Below are 13,387 nucleotides of genomic sequence, written 5' to 3'. Positions count from 1 at the left end.
ACGGGGCACCGAAACCGTCTCTTCATGAACCTTCACCTTCTTATCTATTAGTGTATCTGAAGTGGGTGAAGTGTCCAAGTGGATTAGGGGGCTATATAGTTTTTGGGTGTTACAGCTGGTGAAAGTGTACGAGGGGCCGCGGATCGGGAGCTGTAACGGTAGAAAAGGGTCTAACAGCTGCTGCACAGAGTGGGAGGCGATGGCTGTAAGACCCTTTTTGGGTGTTACAGCTGGTGAAAGTGTACAGGCGGCCGTGTTACAGCAGCAATGCATGACGGAAGTTGGCTGCTCGACGACTGCTCGATGCTGAATGTGGAAGTGACAGCGGGCGCGGCATGGCACGGTTGGCATGGTAGAAGTATTATCCATCATCTCGTTTAGGACGAGCTCTCGAAACGATCATCTTAGTTTTGTATAAACGGTCGTTAACTTCGTTCATGTCGTTATGAGAGGGTTTCCATCATAATAAAGGAACAGTAATCCACTATTCATGAAACGGGAGGTTCCTAATTAAGATGAACCAACAATCACCCTTATTATTGACTGACGAGCAGCTAAGAACATTTATTACCAACGGATTCCTTATTCTACAAACTGATTTCTCGGATTCATTCCATGAGCAGCTGATGGCGCAATTGAACCAAGTGTATGAGAATGAGGGTAACCCGGGCAACAACCTGCTGCCCCGCATCCGCGAGCTGCAGAAGGTATTTGATCACCCGGTGATAACTGGTGCGCTTACGAGCGTACTCGGCGAGAATTATATGCTCCATGCTCATCGGCACGGGCACTATAATGCAAGTCCGGTGGCTGGCGGCTGGCATAAGGACAGCTACTGGGGCTATGGCCGGATGCGCAACCATCATCCTTGGTGGGCAATGATCATGTATTTCCCTCAGGATACGCCGGTTGAATTAGGACCGACAGGCGTTATGCCTGGCACGCAGAACTACGAAACACGCACCTTCGCCAAGGATGACATTGCAGACGAGGCGGTAGCCAGCGGCAGTGCAGGCACGTTCGCCTTGATTCACTACGATATCTGGCACCGCTCCACACCGAATGTGCTTGGGAAGCACCGCTATATGCTCAAGTTCGAGTTCATGCGGACACAGGCGCCTGAATCGCCTAGCTGGAATAATCAAGAGACGGCATGGCGGAAGCCGGCGTCGTACAGCACGCCTTTCGGGGAGCACGATGTGCTCTGGGAAGAGACGTGGAACTGGCTGTCCGGCCGCATGGGAAGCATGGCTGGAACGAAGCCGGCATCTGCCGAGCAGGTAAGCAGCCTCGTTCAAGGTCTTGGAGACGCCTCGGAGCCCGTAGCGCTCAATGCGGCTTACGACCTTGCTGCCGCAGGTGCGCCAGGAGTAGAAGCGCTGCTGCAAGCGCTCCGTCATGAGAACAAAGCGATTTCCCGACTTGCCGCATACGGCTTGTCGATATCGGGCGAAGCGGCAGTGCCTGGTCTGATCGCCGCGCTAAACGATGCTCGTCCAGAGACGGTTGTACATGCCGTGTTCGCACTTGGCGAGCTTCGTGATCTAGCCGCTTCAGCCGTACCGGCATTGAATGGTCTGCTCGATAACGGAACAGCCGTTGCTGTTCGCCGCGCAGTCGTAGAAGCGCTCGGAATCATCGGCACTCCAATCGACGAAGTCACGGCCGGATTAATTCGCTGCTTGCAGGACGAGGATGTGCAGGTTCGCTTCATGGCTGGTCTATCGCTATCTCGATTAGGTTCTGCCGCCAAAGCGGCGGTACCACAGCTGATTCAATCGCTCGATGACGAGAACCGTTACGTTCGTGCGCACTCGCTCGAGGCGCTGCGTTATATCGGTACCGAAGAGGCGAAGGAAGCGTTGATCGAGGATCTGTTTCGCTCCCGCTGGTGCTTCACGACCACGAAAGAAAATGCATTCTACCCATAAGAACCAAGCGAAAGAGGGCCGCTATAGGGCCCTCTTCTTGTTTGTCAGGGAACGCGCGGGCAGCTGTCAGGGATCGTGCCGGCTATGTCTGATGGAGAGATCACGCCAGCTCCCACTGAAACCAACGGCCGTGTCCATCCGTGATGGCTAGCTTCTCCGTATGGTATTGACCGGATAGATAATAATCAAGGTGGAGGATGTTCGCATCCCGCAAATTATTGTACAGATGGAAGACGTCCCTCGTTTGGCCGAGCGCATGTATAGTTTCGATTAGCGAATTCTTGGATGACGGCGATAATTGATTCGCCACATGGGTATGAAAGACGCATAAGGCAGAAGCAGCCGGAACTTGATCGGCCAACTCCCTCAAGCTGGCGATGCCGTCACCTTCGATCAGCGGAACAGGTTGCTTCTGAAAGTGACGTGCGGCCTTCTCAAAGAGTTCGGCCCGGTCCTGATGCTCAGGCCAGATTAAGGACTTCAGCCATGCATAATCGTCAGGCTGGGTTAGATCATTGATATGGAGGTCAATCCCGCGCCTGAATGCGACGGGAGGACTGTTCTTCATAAGAGGAGGCAATCGGTGACCTCTTAATTCGGCTTGAATCTGCACGGGTGAAGATGGGGCACCAAGCAGCTCCTCTGATTGATAGCGGTAACTGTACGTATCCCATAGAAGCTGCAGGCCGGCACTTGTCCCGATTTCAATGAGGGCCAGAGGCAGTTGAACCTTCCCATAAATGTGACAGAAGCTCGGGTAGAGGTAAGCGCAGCGCCTGACTTCATTCGTTTGCACATATTTATTCTGGAGGATGGCGATAATCGGATCCCGATACAGGCGGCAAAAGCTTTGGAATGCGGAGAAGGCTTGCTCCCCGATAGCCCGCGGGGGGTCAACGAGGCTCCTATAATAGACGCTAAGCTCGTGTTCAATTCCTTGCTGCAATAAGTAATGTACCGCACCGAAGAAGAGGTTGGGAATCGGTTGGCCGGGCCTGGCGTGTGAGGCTAGATCAAGCAGCTCGTCGTCTTCGGCGATGTGCATGGCCAAATATTCATATAAGCTGCTTGAGCCTCTGCATTCATGGAGAGCGAAGTTACGGAAGCGGTTCGATCGTTCATCGCGATCCAATGTAATCCCTCCAATATAAATATCTAATTATTGGAATTATTTTATCATCCCATCCTGATAACGAGAACCTTATCAATTTAATCATTGTGATCATGAAAATTTATGAAAACAAATGAACCGCAGGTCTCGAGTTCGTCGATTGAAGCGGCAGGTCTCGAGTTCATCGCATGAAGCGCCATGGCTCGAGATCATCGGTGGAATACTTACGCAAGCGGCTCGAAGATGGCAAAATGACGTTTCCCTATTTTTTGATACTGCAGACGTTTGAACTTGTCATGCTTCAAGGACTGACTCTTATCCGCAGCCACAGCGATCACACAAGAGGCGGAATCGGCCACTTTATGAATGCTTTCAAAGAAGTCATGCACCGGGCTGGTGCTGCTGCTGATCCAATTTACGATTCCGCCATAAGGAAGATCGGTCAGGATAATCTGAGCATTCCTGCATCGTTCATCGCCGCTATTGTCAATCGTACTGTCGGCCTTAAAGCAGGTGAATGATGGGATCGGCGACGGAGTGATTAAGTCCATCAGATAGTCGGCGCTGTGCAGCGCTTCTGCATGGGACAGCTTCTGGTGGCGTTCGCTGAGCTCGCTTAATTGTCTCCTTCGCTTCGTCAGCCCATCCGGGTGCAGCAAGGACAGGTTCTGCCGGGCAAGCTCCACCATCGCTTCATCCCGGTCCGAGGCCGTAATTCGGGTTATTTGGTCCTGATGCAGCATGCCAAGAACGGTTAGCATGTAACCGGAGCCACAGCAGGGATCATATAGATGATAAGGTCCTGTAACGCCTTTAGCGCGCAGCAGCTGAAAGCATCGTTGGATGATTTCGCTTGCGAGCCGAACGGGGAACGAAGTTGTCCCAGGCGCATTGTACAGCACTTTTCCGCTTGCATAATGCTCGTAATTTTGTTTGGTCGTATGAATATAGTTCATGTTTGCCTCCCTTCCTCCCTTTGACACTTACGCAGCCTATTTGTGAACGCAAAAAAAGCCGGAAATGAACAGAGATCATTCCTGGCTTCATATCCGTATGATCGAGGAAAAGGAGACTTGCCCCCTTCTACAGAAATACCGTATTGAATGAAGGTTCATAACAGAGCAGGTATTCAGTTGTGGAGGTAACCGAATCTGTTGTCGAGAACACTGTCATCATCACGGGCAAGCTCCCACCATTTTCGCATAAGTTGCGTTTATTATAAGACGGTATGGAAAATAAGGCAATATTAAACGGATATGGAACTACCGTAAGCGCCTATCTGTTCAGTTCTAATTGGATATAGTTGTTGCGAATATAGTTGTAGCCGGAATAGATCGTAATCACTACCGCGGCCAGCATGATGATGTAATCGATTCGAATGTCAACGACGAACTGGAACGGGTAATTATCCAGTAAGACGGCTACAATGGCGACAACCTGCAGGACGAGCTTCAATTTTCCGTAATGGTCTGCGGCCAGCGCGATCTTCTTGGAGGAGGCGACGATTCTTAAGGCTGTAATGATGATTTCCCGCGCGATAATGATGAAAGCTACCCAAGAAGGAAGCATATGCTTCTGCACGAGCATGATCAGGGCAACGGAAATGAGAAGCTTGTCGGCGAGCGGATCCAGCAGCTTGCCGATATTGGTGATCATGTTGTACTTGCGGGCGATGTATCCATCCAGCTTATCCGTAGCGGCAGCTACGATAAATATGGCTGTGGCAATGTAAAGTCCATAGGTGTTAATAAAGCCGAAGGTATGTATGTGCTCGGTTAACCATGCCGGGTAAGTCTGAAGAAACAGAAAGAAGAAAGGGATCAGCATAATTCTGGCGACGGTGATCTTATTCGCTAAGTTCAAACAGCCTCGCTCCATTTCTTATTGAAATATACCTGGTTATCGCAGGCCAACCTCACTCTCGCTCCAGGCCCACAGTTTATCAGCCAGCGCTGTATCCTGGGCTAGTGCGGAGACTTTGGCCGGCTTGAGCTTATAGAAATATTCGCCGCTTATCCCGGTGACTTCCGGGCTTGAAGCCAGATGGATCGCTGTACGGGCGCCTTCTGCGGATGTTTGGAAAAAGGGCCGAAGCACAGTATGAATCAATTTGCCGAAGCCGGTCTCCCGGCTTACGCCCAGATTGGTGCTGACAGCGCCCGGATGGACGCAATTTGCGATGGCATTCGTGCCCTTCAGCCGCTGGGCGAGCGATTTGGTGAACAAGATGTTGGCGAGCTTGGATTGTCCGTAGCCTCTCCACACGCTAAATCCTTTGGTTAAGTACGGATCGGACCAATCGATCTTCCCCACCTTATGCGCTCCGGATGAAACGGTGACTACCCGGCCTTCCGGGGCGAGGAGCAGCTGCGGCAGCAGCAGGTTCGTCAGCAGGAAATGACCCAGATGATTGACCCCCATCATCGCCTCGAAGCCGTCTGTCGTCATCTGGCGCTTGATGGTTACGACGCCTGCGTTGTTAACGAGTACGTCGAGCTTTGCGAATTTAGCCGAGAATTGTTCCGCGAATGAATGGATGCCAGCCAGCGAGCCAAGATCGCACAGTATCAGCTCGATCGGGGCTGCCGCTCCGGTCAACCGCTGCGCTTCCGCTAACGCCTGGGCGCCTCTCTCGGCGCTGCGGCATGCCATGATCACATGCGCACCCTCTCGTGCCAGCTGCACGGTTGTTGCAAGACCCATGCCGGAGTTGGCACTTGTGACAATGACGGTTCGATCGTTCATCAACATCGGACTGATCCTCCTTCATGTTTCGAGTCCTGCTAGTTCTATTATAGAGCAGCTGGACATGGATATAAAACAAGACTTTGGGACTGAGGCTGTCGAACTGACAAGGGTTTGAATCGCAGCTATAATGGATAAATACGGGAGAGGCTCGGTTTAGAACGGGTGTTTATAACAGGTGAGCTAGGTTAGATGAAGACAGCAAGATGGAAAGCGATCATTTCTATATAAAGGAGACCGGAGCACTATGGAGAAAATCCGATTTGGTATTATCGGCGGAGGCTGGCGAGCGGCGTTCTACCTGCGCATTGCGGCAGCACTGCCGGAACGGTTCGAGGTTACGCGAATGCTGGTGCGCAAGGAAGAGAAAGGGGCGGCGATCACCTCGGAGTGGGGAGTCCGCACGGTTACCGGTATGGAGCAATTCGTGAAGGACCGGGATTTCTCCTTCGTCGTCGTGTCTGTTTCGCGGGAGAGTTGTCCAGACTATATGGCAGAATTAGTGAATCGGGGCATCCCAGTTCTAGCGGAAACGCCGCCTGCCCGGGATCTTACATCACTTATCTCGTTATTCGAGCAGGTTGGAGCGGATGCGGGCGTGCAGGTGGCCGAGCAGTACCTCTACCAGCCGATGCATGCGGCTAGAATGGCCGTCGCACACTCGGGTAAGCTGGGCAGCGTCTCGCATGTACAGATGTCTGCCGCGCATGGCTATCACGGCATCAGCTTGATCCGGCGCCTGCTCGGGGTGCGGTTCGAGGACGCCGTTATCCGCGGTGAACGGTTCACCGCGCCGCTCATGGCTGGGCCGAACCGCAGCGGCCCCCCGCAGGAAGAATCCTTCGGAGAATCGGTGCAGGACCTGGCAACGCTGCGGTTTGGCGGACGGACGGCGGTGTTCGATTTTGCAGGCGAGCAATATTTCTCGTGGGTGCGCAAGAATCGGGTGCTGGTCCGCGGCGACCGCGGCGAAATCGTCGATGAGGAGATCCGGTATCTGCTCGATTACCGGACCCCCATCTATACGGAGATGCGGAGAATCGATATGGGGCATAATGGAAATTTGGAAGGGTATTATCATCAGGGTATACAAGCCGGATCGGAGTGGGTGTATCGCAACCCCTTCATTCCCGCGAGGCTGACGGATGATGAAATCGCCATTGCGACGAGTCTGGCGAATATGGCTTGTTATGCCGAGGGAGGTCCATCCTTCTACAGCTTGGCGGAAGCATCACAGGACCACTACTTGTCTCTTATGATGGCGCAGGCAATCGAATCGGGCGAGACCATACACACGGCAGCACAAATTTGGTCGGAACGGGAATAAGGGTCAATAACGGCGATTTGTGGTACGATAAGGTGTGCTTGTATTCGTGAACGGATTCAGGGATCGATTCATACGATAGATTCACATAAAAAGAGGTGGCTATATTGGCTGGTTTTGCAGAATTAGGTGTTTCACCAGAACGTGTTGAAGCGCTGCATAGCGGCGGCATTCATGAAGCAACGCCGATTCAAGAGGGGGCTATCCCCGTTATCCTGCAGGGATATGACGTTGTGTGCCAGGCACAGACAGGAACGGGCAAGACACTCGCCTTCCTATTGCCGATGCTGGAAAAGCTGGATCCGGAGAAGAACCGTCTTCAGGGTCTGATCTTGACTCCGACGCGGGAGCTGGCCTTGCAAATTACGGCGGAGCTGAAGCGCTGGCTCGCTTCGCGGTCCGAGTTCAAGGTGCTTGCCGTTTACGGTGGACAAGATGTGGAAGCGCAGATGAGGAAGCTGGAGAACGGCGTTCATTTTGCCGTTGCAACGCCGGGACGGCTGCTTGACCATATGCGTCGGGGAACGATCTCGCTCGGCTCGATCTCGATGCTGGTGCTGGATGAAGCGGACCAAATGCTTCATATGGGCTTCCTTAACGAAGTGGTCGAGATCATCGAGCAAATTCCGACGCGGCGCCAGACGATGCTGTTCTCGGCGACGATGCCGCAAGCGGTTCGGACGCTGGCGCTGCAGTTCATGAATGCGCCGAAGGATATTACGGTCCGCACGCCGCAGGTGACGGTTAAGGGGATCCGGCAAGTGGTGATCGAGACGACGGACCGAGGGAAGCAGGAGGCGCTCTGCCAGCTGATTCTTGAACATCGCCCGTATCTGGCCATGATCTTCTGCCGCACGAAGCGGCGCGCGAAAGCGCTGAACGAAGCGCTGCAGGAGATGGGCTTTGCGAGCGACGAGCTTCACGGAGACCTATCCCAAGCGAAGCGGGAGCAGGTCATGAAGCGGTTCCGCGATGCGAAGCTGCAGCTTCTTGTGGCGACCGATGTGGCAGCGCGTGGACTCGATGTCGAGGGCGTCACTCACGTGTACAACTATGACGTTCCGCATGATGTTGACAGCTACATCCACCGCATTGGCCGTACCGGCCGGGCGGGGGGCGATGGACTAGCCGTGACGATCGCAACACCGCATGACCGTATGACGATTCAGACGATTGAGCGGGGAATCGGCATGACGGTGGAGCGCAGACGCGCAGACGGATCAACGGTTCCGAAGGAGCCGCGCCCGGCAGCCGATGGCCGCAAGGAGCGCGGAGCTGGAGCGGGCGCTCGTCAAGGACGCGGCGGTGCCGGCGGGCGCGTTGCCCGCGAAGGCGGCCGTTCGGGCCGTGACCGCCGCGGCGGAGCGGCAAGCCCGCGGCAGGGACGCAGCGGAGCGCGCGCAGGCAGTGAGCGCAGCGAGGGCCAGTGGGGCCGCGGCGCAGGCAGTGCGGAAGCGCGTCCGCAGCGAGGCGGAGCAGGCGCACGCGCAGGCAGTGAGCGCAGCGAAGGCCAGTGGGGCCGAGGCGCAGGCAGCTCGGAAGCGCGTCCGCAGCGAGGCGGAGCAGGTTCGCGCGCAGGCGGTGAGCGCAGCGAAGGCCAGTGGGGCCGCGGCGCAGGCAGCGCAGAAACGCGTCCGCAGCGGGGCGGAGCAGGCGCACGCGCAGGCAGTGAGCGCAGCGAGGGCCAGTGGGGCCGCGGCGCAGGCAGCGCGGAAGCGCGTCCGCAGCGAGGCGGAGCAGGTTCGCGCGCAGGCGGTGAGCGCAGCGAAGGCAAGTGGGGGCGAGGCGCAGGCAGCGCAGAAGCGCGTCCGCAGCGAGGCGGAGCAGGCGCACGCGCAGGCGGTGAGCGCAGCGAAGGCCAGTGGGGCCGCGGCGCAGGCAGCGCGGAAGCGCGTCCGCAGCGGGGCGGAGCAGGTGCACGTGCCGGCGGAGATCACGTCGAAACGCCGTGGAGCCGTGCGGCAGATGTGCGCTCAGCTTCGGAGCAGCAGCAGCGCGGCGGATTTTCGAAACGATCCGGGAAGGCGCCGTCGCGAGGCCGCGGAGCCTCACCGGGGTCATCCGGACCGTCTGGCCAGCGAGGCGGCGGCAGCAAGGGCGGCCGACCGAATCGGCCGAGTAAACGCAAATAACTGCAGCGATGCAGGCTGTGAGAACCGTCAGGAGCTTCCTGGCGGTTCTTCATGCCGTGTGCAGAACGGCCTGTGAGTCAAGTCATGGCATAGAAAAAAGCCGTTTCCGTGCTTCCTGTAAGAAAGGCTGGAAACCGCTTATTATTCTCTAAGGCATTCGCGAGGATTATTTCTGCGGAATGGCCTTCACATGTTTAAACACGTTAACGACTAACAGAATGACAGAAAGAATGACCAGCAGACCGCCGACAGCGGACAAAGGAATGCCGATGTTATCCTTATTATTTGCAAAGAACATCATGCTGATTACCAGCAGGGGCAGTCCGATGTTATGCGTCCAGAACTGCGCTTTCGCGAGCGAGGTTTCACCGGCTTTAGGGAAGAGCACGTACAGGACGCCGATCAGTCCCAGTGATGCCCATCCGAGCAGGTTGATGTGCGCGTGTGCGGAGGTATACTCGAACGCTTGGGTGATTCCCATCACCATGCCCGCAATCACGCCGATTAATAAATAAATGACCGCTATCTTTATAAAACGAATACCCATGCGACATCTCCTTCGACATCATTTTGCAAACTTTTAACTATATTCTTCCAAGATTGCTGGTATTCCTTCATCTTGTGGAAAAAAGTGTATTTTCGAAATGAGGTATAATCGTATCGGTTCGTTGCACGGATATGGAAGACATGCCTTTCTTTAAATTTCCGCAACATTAAAGCCGGAACAGACGTATGAATGTCATATTTCTTTTTATGGAAAAGGAGTGAGTGAATTGGGGAACGACACGATCCGGGTGACGTTAGTTGTCAAAGAAGCCGGAGGCAAGCTTGAGCAAATCGATGAACGGCAATGGAATAAAGCCATGCTGGACGCTCTGCAGCACGCGAATTATTTGACTGTAGGCAGCAGCGAATACGAGACTGTGGAAGGGCGTCTGAACATCGACAATCAGACGCTGGAGCTGCTGGTCATTCCGGTTATACAAGGTACGCGTATTAAATAGTGAAGAAAGGGGTGATTGGCATGACCCGGGAGGAAGATCAAGCGGGTGCTCCAACACGCGCATTCTTATTTAACAAGGAAGGAAAGCCGCTGCGTGTGCTTTCCACCTCGCTAGGCATCGCGTTACTTGCGAACGCGTTCATGAGCGGCGGGCTCGCTGAGAGGGTATCGGCGGAACCGGGAACGGCTGCATCGGCTGCCGGTGAGCCTAAGCTCGTCGAGTGGTCCACAGAAGCTGTCAAGGCGTTCTATGATCCGTCGGTTGACTGGAATATACCGCTGCCGCAAGAAGAGGGTGTACCGACTTCAGAGACAGAAGAAGAGGAACCGGGCTCGGGCGGCAGCTCAGGCGGCACCACAGTCATTCATACGAATTCCGGCTTCGGCTGGGATGATTTATTGCTCTATCATTTGATTTTTAACCGGGGTTCAGCGTACTCATCCACCTCCTATTACGCCAATAACAGAGCCTATGATGCCAGGACGGGAACGGCGTATAAGCCGCGCTCCTATACGTCGGAGACGTTCCAGAATAAGCCGGTCGTCGGCTCCGCCGTACGTCCGCGGACGTCGGATACGACAGGCTCCGTCACCCGCCGCTCGACGTCGTCGACCAAAGGCGGGATCGGGGGGCGTTCCAGCGGCTTCAGCTCCTCAAGCTCAAGCTCGGGCAGGAGCTCCAGCAGCGGGTTCGGCGGATGAATCATTCAGGCGCATTCGAGGTTATTGGCATGCCGCATCCGGACCGCGTAAAGCGGGTAGAAGCATTAGCTGCTCTAGGGTTCGGCTGGGCGGATATGGAAGGCGAGGCTTATTGGCTCGACCAAGCCGTTGCCCTGCGCAGGGATGTGTACACTGAATTAGAACTGGCATCGGCTAAGCTGTGGCTCGTGTTCGATCGAGCTGTTCGTTTTGTCTGGGGGCGGCATGATCTATATGCCATGATCGGTATTCCCGAGATGCTGTGGAATGTACTGGACACCATGGAGTTGAACCCGGAAGGGCTGTTGAGCCGTTATGCCCGATTCGACTTTGCCCTGTCTAACGAAGGTGAGATCAAGCTGCTCGAGCTGAATGCCGATACACCGACAGGCTACGTGGAGGCGGCAGCAGCGACGCCTTGGCTGTGCGCGCAGCTTGGTCTCGATTCGCCGAACGTGCGAATGAAGGAGAATGTGGCTGCCGCTTGGGCGGAGGAGATGCCCGATACCGCGGCCTGTGTGTCATATGGCTCGCATCTGGAGGATTCCGGTACGATCGAGATGCTTGTACGCCACAGCGGACTGGATATGGTCTGCACAGACTGTTTGGAGCTGTGGGTGGATGAAGGCATGCTGAAGGATGGCGATGACCGGACGATTGAACGCTTGTTCGCGCTATATCCGAAGGAGTGGATGGCGGTCGATGATGGAGGCGAAGCGCTTGCTTATGCCATAGAGTCGGGCCGCTTGCAGTTGTTTAATCCGATTCATGCCATTCTGCTTCAATCCAAGGGGCTTCAGGCGCTCATATGGGGGTTATATGAGCTGGAGCTGCTCTTTGACGCGGAAGAGCGGGAAGCGATCGGCACCTACATGCTGCCTACCTATAATAAAGCGGTATTCGATGGCAGCTTCGTATCCAAATCCATGTTCGGCCGTGAAGGCGGCTCGGTCATACTCTACAATGACGACGGGGAATTGGAAGAGAAGGATGAGGATGGCTTCGATACGAGCCAGCTCTTCCCGCTTGTCTATCAGAAGCGGGCTGAGCTTGCCCGTGTACGGCTGGAATCGGGGGAGTTTCATCTGCTTATCGGCATGTTCGTTATTAACGGGACGCCCTCCGGCTTGCTTGGGCGGGCAGGCGGTCTCATTACGGGGAACGCGAGTCATTTTGTAGCTATAGGGGTGAAATGAATGAATCATCATAGGAAGCGTAGACCGCAGGGCAATCAAGGGGCACTTGTGCTTCTACTGTTGTTAGGGGGCGTTCTCCTTGTTGTCCTTATCGGTATTTTTAGCAATTCCTCTTTATTCTCGCGATCGAGCACGGACAGCGGAAGCTACAGTGATACTGCGGTTGCGGAGGATACAGCCCTCCCTTGGGATTATAGAATCGTGGAGGGAACGGTCGGAGATCTCATCGGCAGCGATATGACGGTGCTTCCGGATAACGATCTGCTGCCCAACGATGATAATTATGCAACAGGCGATAAGATATGGACGCTGCAATATATGGCCGCCCATATGATAACGAATTCGAATGGCCGCAATGATATTACCCTTACCGGCTGGAAGCCGATCAAGTCGTTCAAGTCGGAAGCAGCGGCAAAGGAAGATATTGATAAGCTCAAGGTGCAGCTCAATTCAGAGGTGGACCTGGTCGGGGTCTATCAGACTGAGCTGGATGGGAAGAACCGGCAGTTTGCCATCTTGACGCTGCCCTCGGGCAATCAAATTAAGCAGCCGATCGATGAGAAGCGTTACGAAGCATTAAAGAAAGCGAAGAAGGTCAATGTGATACTGGAAGAAGTGCATGACTTTGTGAATTATGATATGGCATATGCCAAGTTTCGGGGGTGGGCTTCGTGATCGTGGTTGATTTGTTAATCAGCGTTATTGTAATCATCTTGCTGCAATTATTAGGTATGGTCGTGTTCAACTGGATGACGCCATACCGTGATATGGATGAGCTGAAGCGCGGCAATACAGCAGTCGGGCTGGCTATGGGCGGCAAGTTTCTGGCCACGGCTATCGTGCTGGGCGTCGCCGCTTACACGAATACGTCCATCTGGAACATGATCCTATGGTTCGCAGTGGGTTATGTATGTCTCGTAGCCGCCTATTGGGTATTCGAGTGGGTAACGCCGGGCTTCAAGCTGTCCGAGCAGCTGCAAGAGGGCAATGTCGCGGTAGGTGTGCTGCTCTGCTTCGTGTATATCGGCATGAGCTTTGCTGTAAGCAGTCTGATTATTTAATAGAATGCTCCCTGTAGTGGGGAGAGCCGGCCGGCGTATGTGGAATATCAGCTGCTGGGCATTGGGGGTCGCGAAAGCGGCTCTTTTTTGTTGTCATTCCGCATGATCGGATATGCGGCTTGGGCCTGACACTGCTTACGGTAACCGGCAGGGGTCACGTTATACTTGTGATTAAAGAGCTG

At 54.6% G+C, this 13,387-nt stretch carries 13 protein-coding genes; 8 read left to right on the top strand and 5 right to left on the bottom strand.

Features of this window, described 5'->3' with window-relative positions; translation table 11 throughout:
- Nucleotides 1-515: 515 nt before the first annotated feature.
- Entirely contained in the window at nucleotides 516-1,931 is a 1,416-nt protein-coding gene (locus tag NNL21_RS25325; RefSeq protein ID WP_204820203.1) for a HEAT repeat domain-containing protein, read from the top strand.
- A 100-nt stretch (nucleotides 1,932-2,031) separates the two neighbouring features.
- Here the strand turns inward: NNL21_RS25325 and NNL21_RS25320 are convergent, their stop codons facing one another.
- The 4 genes from NNL21_RS25320 to NNL21_RS25305 all read right to left on the bottom strand — a co-directional run bounded on the left by NNL21_RS25320 (nucleotide 2,032) and on the right by NNL21_RS25305 (nucleotide 5,787).
- Nucleotides 2,032-3,063 carry a DUF2332 domain-containing protein gene (locus tag NNL21_RS25320; protein ID WP_204820202.1) on the bottom strand — a complete coding sequence of 344 codons (1,032 nt, stop codon included), beginning with the start codon at nucleotides 3,061-3,063 and terminating at the stop codon, nucleotides 2,032-2,034.
- Nucleotides 3,064-3,266: 203 nt separating this feature from the next.
- Nucleotides 3,267-3,998, bottom strand: coding sequence for a hypothetical protein (locus tag NNL21_RS25315; protein ID WP_204820201.1), 732 nt, complete (start codon nucleotides 3,996-3,998; stop codon nucleotides 3,267-3,269).
- A 319-nt stretch (nucleotides 3,999-4,317) separates the two neighbouring features.
- Nucleotides 4,318-4,905, bottom strand: a complete 588-nt coding sequence (gene pgsA, locus NNL21_RS25310; RefSeq protein WP_204820200.1) for a CDP-diacylglycerol--glycerol-3-phosphate 3-phosphatidyltransferase — start codon at nucleotides 4,903-4,905, stop codon at nucleotides 4,318-4,320.
- Between the two features lie 36 nt (nucleotides 4,906-4,941).
- A complete protein-coding gene (locus tag NNL21_RS25305; protein ID WP_204820226.1) occupies nucleotides 4,942-5,787 on the bottom strand; it encodes an SDR family oxidoreductase in 846 nt (281 codons plus the stop codon).
- 247 nt (nucleotides 5,788-6,034) lie between these two features.
- On the opposite strand from NNL21_RS25305, the gene NNL21_RS25300 reads away from it, so the two are divergent.
- Together NNL21_RS25300 and NNL21_RS25295 are read left to right on the top strand one after the other, a co-directional pair.
- Complete coding sequence (locus tag NNL21_RS25300) at nucleotides 6,035-7,114, top strand: Gfo/Idh/MocA family protein (RefSeq protein WP_204820199.1); 1,080 nt, start codon at nucleotides 6,035-6,037, stop codon at nucleotides 7,112-7,114.
- Nucleotides 7,115-7,218: 104 nt separating this feature from the next.
- Nucleotides 7,219-9,243 carry a DEAD/DEAH box helicase gene (locus tag NNL21_RS25295; RefSeq protein ID WP_204820198.1) on the top strand — a complete coding sequence of 675 codons (2,025 nt, stop codon included), beginning with the start codon at nucleotides 7,219-7,221 and terminating at the stop codon, nucleotides 9,241-9,243.
- Between the two features lie 166 nt (nucleotides 9,244-9,409).
- Here NNL21_RS25295 and NNL21_RS25290 read toward each other — a convergent pair whose 3' ends face one another.
- Entirely contained in the window at nucleotides 9,410-9,790 is a 381-nt protein-coding gene (locus NNL21_RS25290; RefSeq protein WP_204820197.1) for a cbb3-type cytochrome c oxidase subunit I, read from the bottom strand.
- A 226-nt stretch (nucleotides 9,791-10,016) separates the two neighbouring features.
- Between NNL21_RS25290 and NNL21_RS25285 the strand changes: the two genes are divergently transcribed.
- From NNL21_RS25285 to NNL21_RS25265, 5 genes are read left to right on the top strand one after another with little or no spacing between them, the layout of a single operon-like run.
- Nucleotides 10,017-10,247: a hypothetical protein gene (locus NNL21_RS25285; RefSeq protein WP_256555461.1), complete on the top strand. Its 231-nt coding sequence runs from the start codon at nucleotides 10,017-10,019 to the stop codon at nucleotides 10,245-10,247.
- Between the two features lie 20 nt (nucleotides 10,248-10,267).
- On the top strand, nucleotides 10,268-10,948 hold the full coding sequence (locus NNL21_RS25280; RefSeq protein WP_204820196.1) for a hypothetical protein: 681 nt from the start codon (nucleotides 10,268-10,270) through the stop codon (nucleotides 10,946-10,948).
- Nucleotides 10,945-12,144 (top strand): glutathionylspermidine synthase family protein, encoded by a 1,200-nt coding sequence (locus NNL21_RS25275; RefSeq protein ID WP_204820195.1) that lies wholly within the window; start codon nucleotides 10,945-10,947, stop codon nucleotides 12,142-12,144. Before NNL21_RS25280 ends, NNL21_RS25275 begins: the two co-directional genes overlap by 4 nt.
- Complete coding sequence (locus tag NNL21_RS25270) at nucleotides 12,145-12,819, top strand: hypothetical protein (RefSeq protein WP_204820194.1); 675 nt, start codon at nucleotides 12,145-12,147, stop codon at nucleotides 12,817-12,819.
- Complete coding sequence (locus NNL21_RS25265; RefSeq protein ID WP_204820193.1) at nucleotides 12,816-13,205, top strand: DUF350 domain-containing protein; 390 nt, start codon at nucleotides 12,816-12,818, stop codon at nucleotides 13,203-13,205. The genes NNL21_RS25270 and NNL21_RS25265 overlap by 4 nt, the downstream gene beginning before the upstream one ends.
- The last annotated feature ends 182 nt before the right edge of the window (nucleotides 13,206-13,387 follow it).

Source organism: Paenibacillus mendelii (assembly GCF_024498075.1).
GTDB classification, from domain to species: Bacteria; Bacillota; Bacilli; order Paenibacillales; family Paenibacillaceae; genus Paenibacillus_Z; species Paenibacillus_Z mendelii.
The sequence above is the reverse complement of the archived record's forward strand: the minus strand, read 5'-3'. Positions and strand labels throughout refer to the sequence as shown.